Source organism: uncultured Sphingomonas sp., assembly GCF_913778135.1.
In the GTDB taxonomy this organism is placed as follows: domain Bacteria; phylum Pseudomonadota; class Alphaproteobacteria; order Sphingomonadales; family Sphingomonadaceae; genus Sphingomonas.
In genome coordinates, this window is the sequence record NZ_CAJYVU010000153.1 from 1 (window position 1) to 18,921 (window position 18,921).

16 protein-coding genes and 1 pseudogene are annotated in these 18,921 nt (G+C 65.5%); 11 read left to right on the top strand and 6 right to left on the bottom strand.

The window, feature by feature from the left end:
* On the top strand, window positions 1-115 hold a 115-nt coding region (locus QZ847_RS13975; RefSeq protein WP_294357468.1), incomplete at its 5' end, for an SDR family oxidoreductase.
* 235 nt (window positions 116-350) lie between these two features.
* Window positions 351-1,256 (top strand): annotated as a pseudogene (locus QZ847_RS13980) (cytochrome P450); the annotation flags it as partial.
* A 102-nt stretch (window positions 1,257-1,358) separates the two neighbouring features.
* On the opposite strand, the gene QZ847_RS13985 reads toward QZ847_RS13980, so the two are convergent.
* Window positions 1,359-2,489 carry an epoxide hydrolase family protein gene (locus QZ847_RS13985; RefSeq protein WP_294357441.1) on the bottom strand — a complete coding sequence of 377 codons (1,131 nt, stop codon included), beginning with the start codon at window positions 2,487-2,489 and terminating at the stop codon, window positions 1,359-1,361.
* A 116-nt stretch (window positions 2,490-2,605) separates the two neighbouring features.
* On the opposite strand from QZ847_RS13985, the gene QZ847_RS13990 reads away from it, so the two are divergent.
* Entirely contained in the window at window positions 2,606-3,388 is a 783-nt protein-coding gene (locus QZ847_RS13990) for an SDR family oxidoreductase (protein ID WP_294190976.1), read from the top strand.
* Window positions 3,389-3,394: 6 nt separating this feature from the next.
* On the opposite strand, the gene QZ847_RS13995 is transcribed toward QZ847_RS13990, so the two are convergent.
* The 4 genes from QZ847_RS13995 to QZ847_RS14010 all read right to left on the bottom strand — a co-directional run bounded on the left by QZ847_RS13995 (window position 3,395) and on the right by QZ847_RS14010 (window position 7,297).
* The gene (locus QZ847_RS13995; protein ID WP_294357443.1) at window positions 3,395-4,477 is read right to left on the bottom strand and encodes an acyl-CoA dehydrogenase family protein; all 1,083 of its coding nucleotides are present in this window, start codon (window positions 4,475-4,477) and stop codon (window positions 3,395-3,397) included.
* A gap of 3 nt (window positions 4,478-4,480) precedes the next feature.
* On the bottom strand, window positions 4,481-5,629 hold the full coding sequence (locus QZ847_RS14000; RefSeq protein ID WP_294357444.1) for an acyl-CoA dehydrogenase family protein: 1,149 nt from the start codon (window positions 5,627-5,629) through the stop codon (window positions 4,481-4,483).
* A 3-nt stretch (window positions 5,630-5,632) separates the two neighbouring features.
* Entirely contained in the window at window positions 5,633-6,418 is a 786-nt protein-coding gene (locus QZ847_RS14005) for an enoyl-CoA hydratase (RefSeq protein ID WP_294357446.1), read from the bottom strand.
* A gap of 75 nt (window positions 6,419-6,493) precedes the next feature.
* The gene (locus QZ847_RS14010; protein ID WP_294357448.1) at window positions 6,494-7,297 is read right to left on the bottom strand and encodes a helix-turn-helix domain-containing protein; all 804 of its coding nucleotides are present in this window, start codon (window positions 7,295-7,297) and stop codon (window positions 6,494-6,496) included.
* A 242-nt stretch (window positions 7,298-7,539) separates the two neighbouring features.
* Here QZ847_RS14010 and QZ847_RS14015 point away from each other — a divergent pair, with 242 nt between their 5' ends.
* Window positions 7,540-9,390, top strand: a complete 1,851-nt coding sequence (locus tag QZ847_RS14015; RefSeq protein ID WP_294357450.1) for an AMP-binding protein — start codon at window positions 7,540-7,542, stop codon at window positions 9,388-9,390.
* 30 nt (window positions 9,391-9,420) lie between these two features.
* On the opposite strand, the gene QZ847_RS14020 is transcribed toward QZ847_RS14015, so the two are convergent.
* Window positions 9,421-11,544, bottom strand: coding sequence for a 3-hydroxyacyl-CoA dehydrogenase NAD-binding domain-containing protein (locus tag QZ847_RS14020; protein ID WP_294357452.1), 2,124 nt, complete (start codon window positions 11,542-11,544; stop codon window positions 9,421-9,423).
* Window positions 11,545-11,707: 163 nt separating this feature from the next.
* On the opposite strand from QZ847_RS14020, the gene QZ847_RS14025 reads away from it, so the two are divergent.
* The 7 genes from QZ847_RS14025 to QZ847_RS14055 all read left to right on the top strand — a co-directional run bounded on the left by QZ847_RS14025 (window position 11,708) and on the right by QZ847_RS14055 (window position 18,836).
* Entirely contained in the window at window positions 11,708-12,181 is a 474-nt protein-coding gene (locus tag QZ847_RS14025; protein WP_294357454.1) for a thioesterase family protein, read from the top strand.
* Window positions 12,174-13,259, top strand: coding sequence for an acyl-CoA dehydrogenase family protein (locus QZ847_RS14030; protein WP_294357456.1), 1,086 nt, complete (start codon window positions 12,174-12,176; stop codon window positions 13,257-13,259). Before QZ847_RS14025 ends, QZ847_RS14030 begins: the two co-directional genes overlap by 8 nt.
* On the top strand, window positions 13,256-14,443 hold the full coding sequence (locus tag QZ847_RS14035; protein ID WP_294357458.1) for an acyl-CoA dehydrogenase family protein: 1,188 nt from the start codon (window positions 13,256-13,258) through the stop codon (window positions 14,441-14,443). The genes QZ847_RS14030 and QZ847_RS14035 overlap by 4 nt, the downstream gene beginning before the upstream one ends.
* Window positions 14,444-14,535: 92 nt before the next feature.
* Entirely contained in the window at window positions 14,536-16,113 is a 1,578-nt protein-coding gene (locus QZ847_RS14040; protein WP_294357460.1) for an AMP-binding protein, read from the top strand.
* An 89-nt stretch (window positions 16,114-16,202) separates the two neighbouring features.
* Entirely contained in the window at window positions 16,203-17,360 is a 1,158-nt protein-coding gene (locus QZ847_RS14045; protein ID WP_294357462.1) for an NADH:flavin oxidoreductase, read from the top strand.
* A complete protein-coding gene (locus QZ847_RS14050) occupies window positions 17,357-17,929 on the top strand; it encodes a nuclear transport factor 2 family protein (RefSeq protein ID WP_294357464.1) in 573 nt (190 codons plus the stop codon). Before QZ847_RS14045 ends, QZ847_RS14050 begins: the two co-directional genes overlap by 4 nt.
* 1 nt (window position 17,930) lies before the next feature.
* Complete coding sequence (locus tag QZ847_RS14055; RefSeq protein ID WP_294357466.1) at window positions 17,931-18,836, top strand: crotonase/enoyl-CoA hydratase family protein; 906 nt, start codon at window positions 17,931-17,933, stop codon at window positions 18,834-18,836.
* Window positions 18,837-18,921: the final 85 nt, after the last annotated feature.

Genomic DNA, 18,921 nt, shown 5'->3' on the forward strand with positions numbered 1-18,921 from the left:
CGGCGAGCCGGACGAGATCGCAGGCGTCGTGGTGATGCTGGCGAGCGAAGCCGGCAGTTATGTCAACGGGCAGACCATTGCCGCCGATGGCGGCATGAGCATTCGATATGAGTGAGCCCATGATCGACCTTCCGCCCGGCATCCTTCCCTAGGATCCCCTCGCCCAGGAGGTCATGGACGATCCATTCGCCGAGTACCGGCGACGGCAAAGCGGATGCCCGATCGGACATAGCGAAACGCTGGGAATGCCGTTCTGGGCCTTGTTTGGTTACGATGAAGTACGCTCGGCGATGCTCGATCCCTAGGCTTTCTCCAGCCGCTACGGACCGACACCCGTCTTCCAGAAATCGATCGGGTTTTTTGCCGACGGCAAGGATCACACGGATTTTTGCGCCATCTTCCGCAGGCCGTTGAGCCCGGAAGGCATCGCCGCGTTGCAGCCGCGTGTCGCAGAGTTGGCCCGGCGCTTGCTCGACGACATGATCGCCAAAAGTCTCATCGTCGACCTGCACGACGATTTCGCGCTGCCGCTACCCGTCCACGTTATCTCGTGGCTGCTCGGTATCCAAGGGGACGATTTCATCACGCTGAAGCATTGGTCCGACGAGCTGATGGACAATGCGTTCGGCAAGAGCAACGAGCGCTTCCTGGAGGTGTATGCCGGCATCTGCGCGTTCTTCGACCAGCATCTGGATGCCCGATGCGCCATGCTGACGGCGGCCGGGGTCGAAGAGGCGCGTCCCGAGCATGTCGGTACGGTGCTGCCGGACGACTGGATCTCGGATGCGGTCTGCGCCGATTATCTCGGCCGCAAACTCAACCGCGACGAGCAGCGCATGGCGCTGATGGGGCTGCTCGTCGGCGGAAATGAGACGACCACGTCGCTCATCACCAACCTCATGTGGCGGCTGCTCGAGGAGCCTTCGCGCTGGGAACAAGTCAGGAGCGATCCCGATCAGTTCATACCCGTCGCCATCGAGGAAAGCCTCCGCTTTGATTCGCCAGCGCAGGCGATGTTCCGAACGACCCTGTGCCCCGTCGAGGTCGCCGGCGTCGAGATCGGCCCGAAGCAGAAGCTGATGCTCAATTTCGCCGCCGCCAATCGCGATCCCGCCGCGTTCGACGATCCCGACAGCTTCCGTCTCGATCGCGACGCCCGCGATCTATCACGTCGGCATCTCGCCTTTGGCGGTGGACCTCATGGCTGCCCGGGCGCGCCGTTGTCGCGCATGGAGGTTGCTGTCGTGATGCGGCTGTTCGTCGAGCATCTGCCCGCCGCGACGCTTGCCGGCCCTTCCGAACGCAGCGTCGGCTACAATATGCGGGGTCGCTCCCAAACTGCCGATCAATCTCGGCTGCTAAATGTAGTCGCGCAAGAACGCGCGGACGTCGTCGCTGAACAGGACGGGCTCCTCCAGTGCGGCAAAATGCCCGCCGCTCGGCATCTCGGTCCAAGACTGGATGTTGTAGACGCATTCGGCATTGGGGCGCGTGGGCATCGGATAGAATTCACCCGGGAACAGGGCGGCGCCCGTCGGTACCGTGATACGCCCTTCAAACGGCCGCTCCCGCATGATCGAGCGATAGGCCCAGAATGACGACGGCATGGCGTCGTTGACGAGATAGCTCATCAGGTTGGTCAGCAGCACGTCCTTGCTGAAGCGACTCTCGATATCCCCGCTCGTGTCGCCCCAGCCGTGAAACTTCTCGATGACCCAGGCGGCGGTCCCGACGGGGTTGTCGAACAGCGCGAGGCCGATCGTCTGCGGCTTCGTCGCTTGCTCGCTCATATACGCGCCTTCGGTCGCCTGCACACGCTGGTACGCGGCCCAATATGTCTGGTTCGCGTCAGCGTCCGCCGGATCCGTTCGCGGTCCAACGAGGAAATTGAGGTGGATCGCGGCGACGACATCGCTGTGCTCGCCGCCGAGGTGGGCCGTCACCACCGATCCCCAGTCACCACCCTGGGCGGCAAAGCGCGGATAGCCCAGTTCCTCGGTCATCAAACGCCGCCACAGCATGGCGACGCCCTTGGGCCCAATCGGCTTTGGCGAACGCCCGGACCAACCGAAACCGGGCAAGGACGGAATGACGAGATCGAACCCATCCTCCGCCCTGCCGCCGAAGCGTTCGGGAAAGGCCAGTTGCTCGATCACCCCCTGAAACTCGACGATCGAGCCGGGCCAGCCGTGGGTCAGGATCAGCGGGCGTCCACCGCCCGAACCACGTATGTGCTGGAAATGGATGTCGAGGCCGTCGATCTCGGCCTTGAAATGAGGCCAGCGGTTCAGCGCGCGTTCCTGTGCACGCCAGTCATAATGCTCGCGCCAATAGGCGACCAGTTCTGCGAGATACGCCGCATCGGTGCCGTAGGACCAACTGCCGTCGTCGTCCGTGGGTGCGTAGCCAATCCGCGAGTCTGCGACCTGTCGCGAGATGCGATCGAGCACGGCATCGGGCACGGTGATCTCGAACGGACGAACGGTCATCGCGGGCTCTCCTTCGCGCGCACGATGGCAGGCGGCGGCGGGACGGCAAGCACCGTCTACGCGATATCGCAGGGCGGATACTCGCGCATACCGGCCCGTTCGATAGATATTGCCGCATGACCGACACGACACGTCCGCTCGCCGACCTTCGCGGTCGCACCCTCCTCATCACCGGCGCCTCTTCGGGCCTTGGCGCCCACTTCGCCCGCGCCGCCGTCGCGGCGGGCGCCGCCGTGGCGCTCGCGGCGCGACGCGCCGATCGCCTGGCCGACTTGGTTGCCGACCTGACCCGCGACGGCGGCCGCGCCGCAGCGATTACCATGGACGTCGCCGACGAGGCGTCGGTCGCTGCTGGCTATGACGCGGCCGAAGCGGCGTTGGGGCCTGTCGATTCGGTCCTCGCCAATGCGGGCCTCAACGTGCCCAGCAGCGCCATCGACCTGACCGCCGACGATTTCGACCGGATCATGTCGGTCAACCTGCGCGGTGTTTTCCTGACGGCGCGAGAAGGTGCGCGGCGGATGATCGCCGGCGGATCGAAGGAAAAAGGCAATGGGCGCATCGTGCTGGTCGGATCGGTCGGCTCGCACCGCGTGCTGCCCGGCCTCACCGCCTATTCGACGTCGAAGGCGGGCGTGCTGATGATGGGCAAGAGCCTGGCGCGCGAATGGGCGACGCGCGGGATCAACGTCAACACGATCTTGCCCGGCTGGATCAAGACCGAGCTCAATACCGAATGGCTCGAAAGCACCAGCGGGGAGAAGCTGATCGGCAGCTTCCCGCGCCGCCGCGTGATGGAGCCCGCCGACCTCGACGGGATCACGCTTTACCTGTTGTCTGACGCCTCGCGCGCGATCACGGGCGGTGGGTTCGAGCTCGACGACGGCCAGTCGCTCTAGGCAAACTCACGCGGCGGCTTCCCAATAGGGTGCCGCCGCAACGAACCCGCCGAGCCCCGCCAACGTGCGCGTGGCCGAAGCCCCGTCGAGCAGCAGGCCGATCGCGGTCAGCCGCAGGAACCAGTGGCCGACGGCATGCTCCTCGGTCACACCAATGCCGCCGTGCAACTGCACCGCCTGTTGCGCCACAAAGCGGCCTGTCTTGGCGGCGACGATCGAAACCGCCGCCATGATCCGCTCCCGTTCGTCGTCGTCGGGCTCTTCCAGCGAGCAAGCCGCAAGGATCGCCGCGGATCGCAACTGCTCGATCTCGACCAGCATCTCGGCCGCACGATGCTGCAGCGCCTGATTGCTGGCGAGCGGCTTGCCGAACTGGACCCGCGTCTTGAGATAATCCGACGTCGCCTCGAACACGCCTTCGGCGGCCCCGAGCGCCTCGGCCGCCAGAAAGGCCACGCGCCGAGCCCGCAATTGAAGACGCAGACGAGCCGCCTTGTCTCCTGCCGCAATCTGCTCGCCCCGGACGCCGTCCAGCCGCACCTCTGCGGCCGTACCGCCGCCGTGCAGCGGTCGGGCCGCCCGGGACAGGCCGGCGGCGCCGGCATCAACCAGATAGAAAGCGTGGCCGGTATCGACGATGAACGCCTCCGCCGTCCCGCATCCGAAAAAGCCGTGCGCCTTTCCCGTCAGGATGCCGTCGTCGTCCAATACCGCGCCCGCGACCAGCGCATAGCGCCGACTGCCGTCCAGCAACTCCCCCAGGGCGCGCTCTCGAAGCGGTGCCGGCGCGGTCGACAGGGCTGTGCCGCACAGGATCGCCGTGTCGAGATACGGCACCGCCAGCAGATGGCGTCCGATCGCTTCGCCAAGGATCATCAATTCGGCACCGCCGCCGCCGAGGCCACCCGCGGACTCCGACACCATGACCCCGGTCAGGCCCAGTTCGGCCATCGCCCGCCAAGCATCCTCGCTCCAGCCGGCGGCGGTACGTGTCGCCGCCCGATGCGGGTCGAGGCCGCCCGCGTCCTCGGCGAAGCGGTCGACCATTTCCTTGAGCAAGCGCTGATCGTCATTGAGTTCGAAATCCATCGATCAGAGCCCCAGCACGTTCTTGGCAAGGATGGTCTTCTGCACTTCGCTCGCCCCGCCGTAGATCGATGCAGCGCGCAGAATCGAATAATTTGGAAGCGCGGTACCCAGCCTATCCTCCATCGCCTCGGGGCCACGAGGATCGGCATGGAGCGCCGCCGGGCCGATCGCCTGTACCAATAATTCGGACGCCGCCTGTCGCAGTTCGACGCCTTTCAGTTTCAGCACCGACGATCGCGGATCGGCGCCGTCCGACCGGCGCTGGGCATCCAGGATGCGAAGCTGCGTCACCTCGAGCATGCGCAATTCGGCCTCGATCGCGGCCGCCTTGGCCAACAGACCGGCATCCCCCGCCGCCTGCGTCTTGATCCGGCGCAGGATATGCTTGGTCATGCCGATCCGGGCGATATTGGTCCGCTCGCTTGAGAGCAGCGCCTTCGTGACGGCCCACCCCTCGTTTTCCGCCCCGACGAGGCAGTCGGCGGGGACGCGCACCTCGTCAAGAAAGACCTCGTTTACCTCATGCCGGCCATCGATCGTGATGATCGGCCGGATCGTCACGCCGGGCAGGCGCAGGTCAATCAGCAGGAACGACAGACCCGCCTGCTTCTTCGCCGCGGTCGGATCGGTGCGGACCAGCGTGAACATCCAGTCGGCATGATGCGCCATGCCTTGCCAAATCTTGTGTCCCGTCACGACATAGTCGTCGCCGTCGCGCACCGCACGCGTGCGCACCGCGGCGAGGTCAGACCCCGCGCCGGGCTCCGAAAAACCCTGGCACCACCAGATGTCGAGATTGGCCGTCGCGCCGAGGAATCGCTTTTTCTGTGCCTCGGTTCCGTAGCGGATCAGCACTGGTCCCAGCATCGCAACGTTGAACGACACCGGCTCAGGTGCCGGCGCCTGATGCAGCTCGTCGAGGAAGATCGCGCGCTCGACCGGGCCCCATCCGGGCCCGCCATGCTCGCGCGGCCACGCCGGCGTCGCCCAGCCACGCGTGTTGAGCGCGCGTTGCCATGCGATCACCTCGTCACGATTTGGAAGTCGTCCATCGAGCATCTTGCGATGCGTTGTGGGGTCCAGTTCGGCGCGGACGAAGTCGCGCACTTCGCGGCGGAACGCGGCTTCCTCAGGCGTCGGGCGAAGGTCCATCGATCAGCGGCCAGTAAAGACCGGCTTGCGCTTCTCGGCGAAGGCCGAAATGCCTTCCTTGTAGTCCTCCGAGGCATAGCAGATCTGGAATAGTTCCTCACAGCGGCCGAGATCGCGCTTCGTTTCGTCCTGCGCATAGGTCCAGAGCGTATACTTGATGTCTTCTGCGGTCAGCGGAGCGCCGATCGCGATATTTGCGACCATCTTCTCGATCCAGCCCTCGAACTCCTCGTCAGGCACGACCCGGCCGACCAGTCCCTTCGTGTACGCCTCCTGAGCATCGAAGCGCAGACCGCCGAGAAGCATGTCCTTGGCCGCGCCATAGCCGACGATGTCAACCATCCGGCGCAGCGAGGAATAGCGATAACCGATCCCGATGTTCATCGCCGGCTGACCGAACGACGACTTGGCGGAACAGTAGCGCAGATCGCAGACTAGCGCGACGGACACGCCACCGCCGATGCAATAGCCGTCGATCGCCGCAACCGTGACCTTCTTGGAGCGGTAGATCGCCTGCAGCGCATCCTCGCCGGTCTTCGCGTAATGCTCCTGCGCGTCGGCGGCGCCGCGCTCCTCGGCATATTTGGATACGTCGGCCCCGGCGACGAAGGCCTTGCCCCCCGCGCCGGAGAAGACGACCACGCGAACTTCGTCGTCCGCCTCGAACGCCTTCATCGCCCGACCCATCCCTTCCCACATCGCCAGCGACATGGCGTTCATCTTGCCGGGATTGTTGAAGATAATACGGCCGATCGCGCCATCCTTGCGCGTCAGGATCTGGTCGGTCACGATATTTTCCCGATGATGCGAAGGTGGAGTCGCGCGACGACGCCACCTTCCAAAAGCCTGTGTTCGTTCGAGCGGTCAGCCGACGCGGGCAAGGAGAGGCGCCTGCGCCGTAATCGCGCCAGCTCGCACCGTCATTGGCGCCGGGGTTGCAAGCGTCGCCACCGTCTCGCGCAGCGCCCGCAGGAAGAAGCCGCAGCCGCGCGCATCCCCCTCGCCGACCGCAACCGCGAGCGCGAGATTTTCGTTGGTCACGCTTTGGGGCAAACGGACGGCGACGATCCCGCCCGCGCCTTCCAGAAGTTCAGCGCTGGCAGCGAACCCCTGGGTCCGGATATCATCTACCTCCACGAGGAAATCTTCGCAGCGGACGCGTTGGTCCTCGGAGGCCTCGCTGTTCATGCGATGCACCAGCTTGCGAATCGCGATGCGGTCATAGGCAGACAGGAGCAGCCGACCGAGCTGACCGCGACTGAGCGATCCGGCGCTCTCGATCGCGGGTAGCTCGGTGCCGCCGTGCACGACTTCAAGATGCTCGATGCGCAGGCCGACACAGCCCGTCAGCACGACCGAGCATTCAAGCTCGGCAGCCAAGTCATCCATTAGCGTGAGCAGGTGCCCACGGCGGAACAGCTTGGGGTGAGTCCAGGCGCCGAGCATCGCGACCTTGGCGGTCGGGCGATAGGTGCGGCGATAACGATCACGGGTCAGAAATCCCAGTTCGACGAGGCAACCAAGCAATTCCGACGTGCTCGACTGCGGATAGCCATATTCGCGCGAAATTTCCATCACAGTGGCTTCGGCGCGTTCGGAATTGAAGAATTCGAAAATCTCCAGCACGCGCTTGGCCGACTTGATCTTCTTAACGTCCAGAGTTGCCATCTGTCCTCTCCATGCGCCGGTGTACCGATCTGCGCCTATCGTCTGCTGATATGTCGTATGCGTCAAGTGGGCATGTTGTCATAACAGCATAAGCGCGATCGAACGTTGGCTCGGCGCGACAGAAATCGTGTGCCCCCATCGGGTGCGCATCGGCTATCCGATGCCGGACCAGCGCAATTGCAAAGCCGACGCCGGACGGCTCAAACACCGCCATGACCCAGAATCCGGAAAACGAATCGCTCGTGATCGACAGCAGCGCCTACCCGGTGCGACCCGTTCGGATGGGGGAGAAGGCTGCGACCGTTACCCGACGGGCCGATGGTTCGGCGCTTGTCCGACACGCCGCCGAGCCCGCCCCGGTGACGCAGAACTGGAACCAGCGGCTCGAAATGTGGGCCGTAGCGCATCCTGATCGCACGTTCCTGACCGAGGCGCACGAGAATGGCCGGCGGCGCTGGTCGTTCGGCGAAGCACTGGCGGATGCACGTGCGATCGCTGCGGCACTCGCCGAACTGCCGGTGTCGGCCGAGCGGCCGCTCGCGATACTGGCCGAGAACAGTATCGACTGCGCACGCATCACCCTCGGGGCGATGTTCGCCGGGGTTCCGGCGGCGCCGATTTCTCCCGCCTATGCAATGCTCGCCACCGACTTCGCCAAGCTGTCGTCGGTGATCGCGTCATTGGGAGCCGGCGCGATCTACGTCGCGGATGGCGAGCGATATGCCGCTGCGATCGCCGCCGTTGTACCGCCCGACATGCCCGTGATTTCAGGCGGGCGGCCCGTGCCCGGTCGCGATACGCTGTCGCTCGCCGATCTTCTGGCGACCGAGCCGACCGCCGCGTCTCGCGATCGCGAGAACTCAATCGCGATGGATCAAGTCGCCAAAATCCTCTTCACCTCCGGATCGAGCGGCGCCCCTAAGCCGGTCATGCTGCCTCATCGGATGCTTGCAGACAATCGCGCGCAGAACATGCTCGTCTACGCCTTCTTCCAGGATGAGCCACCGGTGATGGTCGATTGGCTACCTTGGCATCACACCTTCGGCGGCAACAACAATTTCGGCTTCGCGCTGTGGGCAGGCGGGACGCTTCACATCGACGAGGGAAAGCCGACGCCCGGCGGCGTCGCAGCGACAATCGCCAACCTCAAGCGCTATCCGATCAACATCTATATCACCTCGCCGAGCGGGTTCGAGGCGCTGATCCCGCATCTTCACACCGACCCGGAACTCCGCCGTGCGTTCTTCGCCAATCTGAAGCTGCTTCAGTACGGCGCCGCTTCGCTCGCGACGCATCTGTGGTCCGCGCTCGACGACCTCGCGGTTACGGAGACCGGGCAGCGCATCCTGATGGTTTCGGGCCTAGGCTCGACCGAATGTGGCCCCACGCCGATGCAATCGAGCTGGGAGCAGCACCGCAAACCGGAGACCGGCCTGCCGGTGCCCGGCGTCACCGCCAAGCTGGTGCCGTTTGAAGATGCATTTGAACTGCGGTTCGCCGGCGACAGCATCACGCCGGGTTATTGGAAGCGGCCGGACCTGACCGCGGCAGCGTTCGACGACGAAGGCTTTTTCCTGACCGGCGACCTCATCAAGGCAATCGATCCCAACCGGCTGGAAGAAGGCTTCCTGTTCCACGGCCGTACGTCGGAAAACTTCAAACTCACGTCGGGCACCTGGGTCACGGTGGCACCGCTGCGGGCAAAGCTTCTCGAGGCGCTGGCACCAGTGCTCAAAGACGCGGTGATCGCCGGGGCGCAGCGTGACCGTGTCACCGCGATCGGCTTCCCCGATCATGCCGCCGCATGCCGCGTAGCCGGGCTTCCGGCCGATACTGATATCGATGCGGTGGTCGCCTCTCCGGCGCTGCGTGACTGGATTGCCGAACGCCTGACCGGCCTCGCCCGCACGGCAGGCGGCAGTTCGCAGCGCATCGTCCGGATCGTGCTGGAAACGGAGCTGCCGAGCCTCTCGAATGGCGAACTGACCGACAAGGCGACCGCCGCAGCGCGCGCGGTGCTGACCCGCCGGGCCGATGTGGTCGAGGAACTCTACGCTTCGCCGCCGTCGCCGCGCACGATCGGGATCGACTGACGCCCGGCGCCGCCGCGCCGGGCGCGCCGTTCAGCCTGCGCCGGCGATCGGCTTTCCGTCCCAATCCTGTCCTTCGGCGACCCGCGCTTCCAGCAGCGCGGCGGGCTTCCAGCGATCGCCGAACTTCGCGTGATTGGCGCGAACAATCTCGAGCAGCTTGTCGAGGCCCTTGCGTTGCGCCCAGAACATTGGGCCGCCCTCATGCTTCGGGAAGCCGTAGCCATAGACGTAGGTCACGTCGATGTCGCTGGCTCGCTGGGCGATGCCTTCTTCGAGGATCTTAGCCCCTTCGTTCGCCATCGCCGCCAGGATCTGCTCGACGATCTCCTCGTCGGTGAATTGGCGCTGGGGGACCTGCTTGGCCGCTGAGACGTCCCGGAGCATGTCGAGCACCACCGGATCCGGCGACGCGTCGCGGCCTTCGTACTTGTAGTAGCCCGCACCCGTCTTCTGTCCGTGCCGCCCCGCTTCAACGATCCGGTCGGCGAGCGGCGAATATTCGGGGCTGGACGTGTCTAGCGTGCCTGCCTCGATCCGCCCCTGCCGCATACGATAGCCGACATCGAGGCCCGACATGTCACGCATGAGGTACAGGCCCATTGGGAAGCCGAAGCCCTTGAGCGCGCGATCGACGTCCCACGGCGCCGCCCCTTGCTCGAGGATCAGGTCCGCTTCCTGGCCGTAGATCTTGAGGATGCGGTTGCCGATGAACCCCTCGCAATTGCCGGCCAGAACCGGCACCTTGCCGATCCGCTTGGCAAATGCCATGACCGTCGCGATCGTCGTGTCGGACGACTTGGCACCGCGAACATTCTCGCACAGCTTCATGACGTTGGCGGGCGAGAAGAAGTGCATCCCGATCACATTTTCGGGACGGCCGGTCGCCGCGGCGATCTCGTCGATGTCGAGCGCGGAGGTGTTGGAGGCGAGGATCGCGTCCGGCTTTGTCACCCGGTCCAGCGTTCCAAAAATCTCCTTCTTGACGCCCATGTTCTCGAACACCGCCTCGATCACCAGGTCGCAATCGGCCAGATCGGCATAATCGAGGGTAGAGGTAAGCAGCCCCAGGGCCGCCTCCACCTGCGCCTGGCTGCGCGAGCCGCGCTTGATCGAGATGTCGTAATTGCCGCGAACCTTGGCGAGGCCGGCGTCGAGCGCTTCCTGCGTGACCTCCAGCAGGACGCAGGCGATCCCTGCATTGACCACCGACATCGCGATGCCGCCGCCCATCGTGCCCGCACCGATCACGCCGACCTTGGCGATCTCGCGCGGTGTGGCGGCGGGATCAAGCCCGTCGACCTTGGCGGCCTGTCGTTCCGCAAAGAACAGGTGCACCTGCGCGGCGCGGCTCGGCGCTTCGAGGCATTCCTTGAACGCTTCCTTCTCGAACTCGAGGCCATCCTGCGGCGACCGGGTGCAAGCCGCCTCGACGCAGTCGACGATCCGAAACGGCGCGATCGTGCCGGCCCATTTCTTGGCGTTGGCGCTGCGGGTCTTCTCGAACAGCGCGGTATCGGCGGTCGCCACTTTGTCGGTTCGTTCGATCGCGCGCGGCCACGGCCCGCCCGCGTCCGCCTTGCGCCGGGCGAAGTCGATCGCCGCGGTCAGCAGGTCCGCGTCCGTCACTTCGTCGACGAACCCCAGTTCCTTTGCCTTGGCGGCACCGATATGCTTGCCGCTCAGGATCAGGTCGAGCGCCACCTCGGGCCCAGCGATGCGCGTCAGTCGCTGCGTTCCACCGCCGCCCGGAAGCAGGCCGAGATTGACTTCGGGCAGGCCGAGCTTGGCGCGCGACGCCGCGACCCGGAACGGCGCCGCCAGCGCAAGCTCGAGCCCGCCGCCCAGCGCATGGCCGTCGATCGCGCACACCACCGGTTTCTCGCTGAATTCGAGCAGGTCCTGCACCTCGAGCAGCGTCGGGCCGCGCGGCGGCTTGCCGAACTCGCGAATGTCGGCACCAGCCACGAACCGGTCGTTGTCGCCGATGACGACGATCGCACGAACCGCCGGATCTTCGGCCGCCTGCTGCATCCGTCGGACCATCCCCTCCTTCATCGCCGCACCGAGCGCGTTGACCGGCGGAAAGTCGATGGTGAGCACGGCGACGTCGCCATGCACGTCATAACGGACGGCGGTGTCGGGATCCTGCGACATGCGAATATCCTTGGAAGCCATGAGGAGTCGACTTGCCGATAGCGCGCATGTCTGCGGAGGAAAGCGGCGAGGCGCGGGTATCGCCGTGCCGATATCGCGGGTCGCCCCTCGCCGTCTGACTACCTGGCAGCGTAAGCGGCGGAAGACGACGGGAAGAGGATCGATGCACGCTCGCGAGGAACGCCGCGAAAATTATGGTTGGGGCATGGCGATCGCCAGCCGCTGGGCCGATTGCGACGCCTATGGCCACGTCAACAACGCGATCTATTATAGCTGGCTCGACACCGCACTAACGACATTGGCGATCGAGCGGGGCGTCCTGCGCGGCAAGGCCGCATCGATCGGCCTGTGCATCGCCAGCGGCTGCGAGTTTCTTGCGCCGATCGAATTTCCCGAGACCGTCGAGGCGCGTGTCCGCATCGGCCGCATCGGCGACAAGAGCCTCCGCTACGAGATCGCGCTGTTCCGGGATGGGGAAGCGGTCCCCGCTGCGGTCGGCCACTTCACCCATGTCTTCGTCGCACCCGACACGCGCCGCCCCGTCGCCCTGACGACCGAACAGAAGCAGGCGATGGCCGACCTCGTTCCGGCTACCCCCGCGACCGCACGAACAACTGGACCTGCGCACGATGGATGATTTGCTCGACGTCGACGCCCTCAAGGCAAGCTTTCGCGACGTGCTCAGCGTCGAGGCGAGCGTCGACACGGTGCTCGCCCATTTCAACCATGCCCGCAGCACCGCGCGACCGCTGTGGGACACGATCGTCGGGCTCGGCTGGACCGCACTCTCGGTACCCGAGGCACATGGCGGCCTCGGCCTCGGAATCGATGCGCTCGTCGCTCTCTACGAGGAGGCGGGCCGCGCGGTCGCGCCGGTACCACTCCTGTCGACGATGCTCGCCGTCGATGCGATCGCGCGCGGTGCGAGTGCGGCGCAGCAGGCCGAATGGCTGCCGATGATCGCCGCCGGTGCGGTCGTCGCGATCGATCCCCCTGCCCCGCTTCAGCCGCCTACGCTGACGATTGCACCCGCTTCCCACGGGTGGCACCTCTCCGGCACGACGCGCATGCTCGATGCCGCCGATGCCGATCGCCTGCTGCATCTGGCCATCGCATCCGATGGCAGCCTTCGTCGCGTTCTGCTCTCGCCCGAGCATGTCGAGCGCCTTCCACTGTGGGATCACGGTCACACGCTGTCAGACATCGTCTATCGCGACAGGCCGATATCCGACGAGGCCGTGTTCGACACAAACGGCGAGGTCGAGGAGGCGCTCGCCATTCATGCCTCGCTGGCACTGGCGGCGGAGGCGGTCGGCGGATCGCAGGCGCTGCTGCCGCTCACCATCGACTTTTTGAAGACGCGCCAGCAGTTCGGCAAGCCGATCGGCTCTTTCCAGGCGCTCAAGCATCGCGTTGCCGACCACCAGACCCGACTTGAGGGCGACCGTCTGCTGCTCGCCTCGGCCGTCGCACTCGCAGTCGCGAACGACAGGCTTGCACCGAGCGAGGCATCCGCGGCAAAGGCTCTCGCCTGTGCCAACTATGCCGAACTCGCGCGCGATGCGATCCAGTTGCATGGCGGCATCGGCTTTACGGCCGAGCAGGCATGCCACCTGTTCCTCAAGCGAGCGCGTCTGATCGAGCTGTTGTTCGGCGACAAGTCGTTTCACCTTGCGCGTGCCGCAAGCGCGCTCGATCAGGAGATTGCGGCATGACCGGTCCGCTTGCCGCCGTAGGAGACCTCGACGCGTTCCGCGCCGCACTCCGCGAATGGCTTCCCCGCGCCATACCCGCCGACTGGAAGGGCCGCATCCACCGAGAGGGGGAGCACGGCTACCTTTCCGTCCAACGCGAGTGGTACGCCGCCCAGACCGCGGCGGGGCTGGCGACCGCGCATTGGCCCAAGGGATGGGGCGGCGCGGACCTGTCGCTTGCGGCGCAGGTCGTGCTGTACGAGGAAATGGCACGCGCCGATGCGCCCAACACCGATCTGTTCACCATCTCGCTCTATCACATGCCCGCCACGCTCTTCGCCTACGGCACGGCCGATCAGCGCGAGCGCTATCTGGAGGGCGCGCGCAGCGGCGGTGACATCTGGTGTCAGGGATTTTCAGAGCCGGGTGCCGGCTCCGACCTCGCGTCGCTACGGACTCGCGCTGAACGGCGCGGCGACGTCTATGTCGTCAACGGGCAGAAGATCTGGTCGTCCTATGGCATCTTCGCCGACTATTGCCTGTTGTTGGCGCGCACCGACCCGGGTGCGGCGCGCAAGCATGACGGCATCTCCTATTTCATTCTCGACATGAAGACGCCGGGCCTGACGATCAAGCCGATCCGGCAGATCACCGGCGAGGCCGAGTTCGCGGAAATCTTCTTCGACGACGTTGAGATTCCGGCCGCGAACCTGATCGGTGCGGAGAACGATGGCTGGCGGATCGCCCAGTCGACGCTGACCGCCGAACGCGGGTTGCTGATCTTCGAGAACAGCGAGCGGCTGGTCCACGCCGTCCAGCGTGATGCCGTCCGCTATCGCGAGCTTTTGCAGCGGGACCCGGCGCGACGGGAGGCGTTTGCCGCCTTCTATCCGCGCATACGGGCGATGAAGCATATGGTCGGCGAATTGCTGGCCCAGATCGATCGCGACCCGCACGGCGGCGGAGAGATCGCGACCTATATCAAGCTGTATTGGGCGACGCTGCTTCAGGATTATACCGGCTTCACCGCGCAGCTGGATGGCCTCGGCGGGCAGATCGAGACCGAGCCGCTTCGCTGCGGGGGACTAACGCCCGAAGACGCGACCTACGCGTTTCTCAAAAGCTACAGCTGGACGATCGCCGGCGGCAGCAATGAAATTATGCGTAACGTTATCGCCGAACGGCTCCTCGGATTGCCACGATGACCGCCACCCCGCCACCTGTCACGGCCGGCCGCGAACCACCGCCCGCCGCGCCCGCTAGGCATTCTCACACGCTCTCGCCCGGATCCTGAACCATGTTCGACCCAGCGCTCCCCTTCCACTCGCCCTTTCATGCCTTTGCCGCGATGGCCGAACGGCAGCCCGCCGCCGTCGCGATCCGTGAGGGGGACCGTACAATCACCTATGGCGATGTGCACGATGCCGCTCGGGCGGCGAGCCGCGGCCTGATCGCCGCCGGCTTCGCGTCCGGCGACTGCGCGGCGATCTGGGCGGTGAACCAGACCGAATGGATCGTCGCCGCGCTCGCCATACAGGCGGCGGGCGGGACGCTCATCCCCGCGAGCACGCGGCTTAAACCGCGCGAGGTGTCGCACTCTCTCGCGCGAGCACGTGTCCGCTTCCTCTTCTGCGATTCGGGTTTCGGATCGACCGATTTCGTTGCCGGCATTCTCGACCTCGACCTACCGGACCTGCGCCGCATCGTCGTCTTCGGCAGCGATGCGGAAGAAGAGCGTGTGACGGGCTGGTCGCGTTTCGTTGCGGCCGGGACAGGCGTCCCGACGACCGAGCTCGACGCCCGCATCGCCGGAATTGATCCGAATGGACTGGCCGACATCATCTTCACGTCGGGGACCACGGGCGTCCCGAAGGGCGTGCCGATGACCAACGCCCAGAGCCTGATCGCGTGCGAGCAGCAACAGGCCTGTGTGAGCCGGTTCGGGCCGGGCGACGTGTTGGCGGTCACCTACCCCTTCGCGCACAATGCCGGCTATCGAGCCGGATGGCAGGCCGCCTTCCTCTACGGCATCACGCTCGTCATCGCGCAAAGCCTGGATGCGGAGACGATGCTGACCTTGATAGAGCGTGACCGGGTATCGATCCTGCCCGCCGTCCCGACTGTGTATCAGGGCATTCTCGAACATCCCGACTTTGCCCGGTACGACACCTCCTCGCTTCGGTCAGCGATGACCGGGGCCACGACGATCCCGGTTGTCCTGATCGAACAGATGCAGGTCACCTTCGGTGTTGGGGCTGTGTCCGCCGGCTACGGTCTGACCGAGGCCGCAGGCTCTGTCAGCCATACCCGGCCCGGCGACAGCGCGTTCGTCATCGCGACGACGACCGGCCGCCCGCTCGACAATCTCGACGTCAGGCTGGTCGACGGCGACGGACAAGCGGTGCCGTCCGGGACCCCCGGTGAGATCATCGTCAAGGGTCCGCAAATTATGCACGGCTATTTCGAGGATGACGTCGCGACCGCCGCTGCCTTTACCGCCGACGGGTATCTGCGCACGGGCGATGTCGGCGTGTTCGATGCGGTCGGCAATCTGGCGATCACCGACCGGCTCAAGGACATGTACATCGTTGGCGGGTTCAACACCTATCCGGCGGAGATCGAGCAGCAGCTTGCCCGGATCGATGGCGTAGCCGAGGCCGCCGTGATCGGGATCGACGATCCGCGGCTGGGCCAAGTCGGCCGCGCCTTCATCGTGCCACGGGTCGATGCGGTGCTGGACGAGGCCGGGGTGATCGCCTGGTGCCGCGCTGAGATGGCGAACTACAAGGTGCCGCGCGTCGTCACCTTCGTCGATGCGCTGCCGCGCAATCCGACCGGAAAGGTGTCCAAGGTCGACTTGCGTAATCTGGCCTGATGTACCGGAGCGACGCCGTGGCGGATCGCAGGCGCGATGGCCGATCCCGTCGAATTGGCGCATGGCGTCGGATTGGATAGCGTCGGGCGATGACGGACAATCCGACGGTCACGCATCGCCTTGCCCCGCTCCTGACGGCGCTGACAGTGCGTGATCTCACCGTCGCCAACCGCTTCGTCATGGCGCCGATGACTCGTGAACATTCGCCGAACCGCGTGCCGGGCGGGGACGTCGCTGCCTATTACCGCCGCCGGGCAGAGAGGCAGGTCGGCCTGATCGTGACGGAGGGGGTCGCGATCGACGATCCCGCGGCTGTCGATACCCCGGCGGTTCCGGCGATGTACGGCGATGCGCCCCTGGCTGGCTGGCGACAGGTCGTCGACGAGGTGCATGCTGCTGGCGGACGGATCATGCCGCAGCTCTGGCATCAGGGCGCGATGCGCGACGCCGCGCCAAGCCCCGCTCCCGAAGTCGGCCCGCGCCGGCCGAGCGGCATCCTGGGACCGCTGGGCAAAGTGAGCCTCGCCGACGACCATCTGGCCCGACTGAAGGTCGACACGCCACCGATGACGGAAGAGGACATCGCCGACGTCATCGCGGCCTATGCCCGGAGCGCCAGTCATGCGGCGAGACTGGGGTTCGACGGTATCGCGATCCACGGTGGCCATGGCTATCTGCTCGACAATTTTCTCTGGTCGGGCACCAATCGCCGGGCCGATCGGTGGGGCGGCGATGCCGTGCAGCGGACCGCCTTCGTGGTCGAGGTCGTGCGCTCGATCCGCGCGGCGGTCGGAGACGGACTGCCGATCCTGCTGCGCTTCTCTCAATTCAAGATGCAGGACTATACCGCACGGCTGGCTGACACCCCGGCAGAGCTCGAGGCGATCCTGGGGCCGATCGCCGATGCAGGAGTCGATATCTTCGACGGCAGCCAGCGCTATTTCGACACGCCGGCGTTCGACGGATCGCCGCTCAATCTCGGCGGATGGGCGAAGAAGGTGACCGGCAAGCTCGGCATGGTCGTCGGCGGCGTCGGCCTGGACCAGGGCAAGCGAGACCATCATATCGACAGCGGATCGGGCGCGTCGGACAACCTCGACAAGCTGATCGAGCGGTTCGAGCATGGGGAGTTCGACCTTGTCGGGGTCGGTCGATCGCTGCTCAACGATCCCGACTGGGTCGGAAAGGCGGTTCGCGGCGAACCCTTTTTGCCGTTCGACAGCGCCAATCTGACGAGGCTCACATGAGCGACGCGGCCGATCTTCTGGCCCGCATCGACCGCATTGAATCGCGCCAGGCGATCGGCGAGCTGCCGGCCCGTTACGCCCGAGCGGTCGATGCGCGCGACCTTGACACGTGGCTCGGCCTGTTCGTCGAGGATGTCGATTGCGGCCGGCGGGGCAAGGGACGCGAGGCGCTGCGAAGCTGGATCGATCCGGGCGTGCGGACCTTCTATCGCTCGGTACATTTCGTCTGCGGCCACGTCGTAGATTTCGAAGATGCCGACAACGCGACGGGCACAGTCTATTGCCGCGCGGAGCATGAGGACGGCGACCGTTGGGTCGCGATGGCGATCGTCTATTTCGATCGCTACGCGCGGCGGGATGGCCAATGGTATTTCGTCACGCGAGCCGAAAAGCACTGGTATTCGACCGACGTGCTCGAGCGGCCTGCCCCACCCTTTCAGCAATGGGATCGCTGGGCCGATCGCCTACCCGACCTGCCAGGGGCATTTCCGACCTGGGCACCGTTCTGGGCTCGTTCGAGCAACGAGGACATAGCGGCACTGACCCGCCAACCGATAAAAGGAAATTAGGATGAAGGACTATCGCGGCAAGTGGCTGTTTGAGCCCGACTTCATCCTGTTCGAGGTCGATGGCCCCGTCGCCACAATCACCTTCAACCAGCCCGACAAGCGCAACGCCCTCGAGCCCGCAATGCTGAGCGAGATGCGCGACGCGATGCTCGAAGCCGATGACCGGCTCGACATCAACGTCATTGTCCTTGCCGGTGCGGGCAGGGATTTCTGCGCGGGCTATGATCTTACGGGGGCCTATGCTGGTCGCGGAGAAACCACCGAACTCGGCGATCACAAGTATCGGGAATCGGGCAAGCGCTTCGACGACGATGTCTGGTCGCTGCTGCGCACCCAGGCCTCCTCGCTGATCGTCGCCGAGCTTCACAAGCCGGTGATTGCGAAGGTTCACGGCAACTGCCTGGCCGGCGGCACCGACATCGCGCTTTCCTGCGATCTCGTGATCGTCGCCGACGATGCGCGGATCGGCTTCCCGGCGACGCGGGCGAACGGGACACCGCCGGCGCACATGTGGCTGTATCACTGCGGTCCGCAATGGGCGAAGCGGATGCTGTTCACGGGCGATAAGATGAGCGGCCTTGATGCCGTCAAGATCGGCCTCGCCATTGAATCCTGGCCCGCTGACACGCTCGATCGCGAGGTCATGGCGCTAGCCCAGCGGATTGCCGCGACCGATCCTGAGTTGCTCGCCTGTCACAAGCGTGTCGTCGACTTCGCGCTCGAGCAAATGGGTGCTCGCGCCCTCCAGCGCTACGCCGCCGAACTCGACGCGCGCGGACACCTCGCCAGCGGGCCGCGCCGCACGCAGTTCAAGGCGGACATGAAGGAGCACGGCCTCAAGGTCGCGCTGCAGAACCGCGACGCTCCCTATGGCGACGGTATCGTGAAGGTTCGCGGGCGGGGTTGATCCCCGCCGGCCAGGGGTCAGATCGCGAAGGGCGCGGCGCGCAGATCGACCTCATAGCGATATCGCTCGGGGTGATAGAGGAGCT

Bases quoted from the DNA above. Each gene is read 5' to 3' on its own strand.
- QZ847_RS14025 (WP_294357454.1), top strand. From the start codon at position 11,708: ATGCACGCTCGCGAGGAACGCCGCGAAAATTATGGTTGGGGCATGGCG.
- QZ847_RS13995 (WP_294357443.1), bottom strand. From the start codon at position 4,477: ATGGATTTCGAACTCAATGACGATCAGCGCTTGCTCAAGGAAATGGTC.
- QZ847_RS14010 (WP_294357448.1), bottom strand. From the start codon at position 7,297: ATGGCAACTCTGGACGTTAAGAAGATCAAGTCGGCCAAGCGCGTGCTG.
- QZ847_RS14030 (WP_294357456.1), top strand. From the start codon at position 12,174: ATGGATGATTTGCTCGACGTCGACGCCCTCAAGGCAAGCTTTCGCGAC.
- QZ847_RS13990 (WP_294190976.1), top strand. From the start codon at position 2,606: ATGACCGACACGACACGTCCGCTCGCCGACCTTCGCGGTCGCACCCTC.
- QZ847_RS14040 (WP_294357460.1), top strand. From the start codon at position 14,536: ATGTTCGACCCAGCGCTCCCCTTCCACTCGCCCTTTCATGCCTTTGCC.
- QZ847_RS13985 (WP_294357441.1), bottom strand. From the start codon at position 2,489: ATGACCGTTCGTCCGTTCGAGATCACCGTGCCCGATGCCGTGCTCGAT.
- QZ847_RS14035 (WP_294357458.1), top strand. From the start codon at position 13,256: ATGACCGGTCCGCTTGCCGCCGTAGGAGACCTCGACGCGTTCCGCGCC.
- QZ847_RS14020 (WP_294357452.1), bottom strand. From the start codon at position 11,544: ATGTCGCAGGATCCCGACACCGCCGTCCGTTATGACGTGCATGGCGAC.
- QZ847_RS14000 (WP_294357444.1), bottom strand. From the start codon at position 5,629: ATGGACCTTCGCCCGACGCCTGAGGAAGCCGCGTTCCGCCGCGAAGTG.
- QZ847_RS14055 (WP_294357466.1), top strand. From the start codon at position 17,931: ATGAAGGACTATCGCGGCAAGTGGCTGTTTGAGCCCGACTTCATCCTG.
- QZ847_RS14050 (WP_294357464.1), top strand. From the start codon at position 17,357: ATGAGCGACGCGGCCGATCTTCTGGCCCGCATCGACCGCATTGAATCG.
- QZ847_RS14045 (WP_294357462.1), top strand. From the start codon at position 16,203: ATGACGGACAATCCGACGGTCACGCATCGCCTTGCCCCGCTCCTGACG.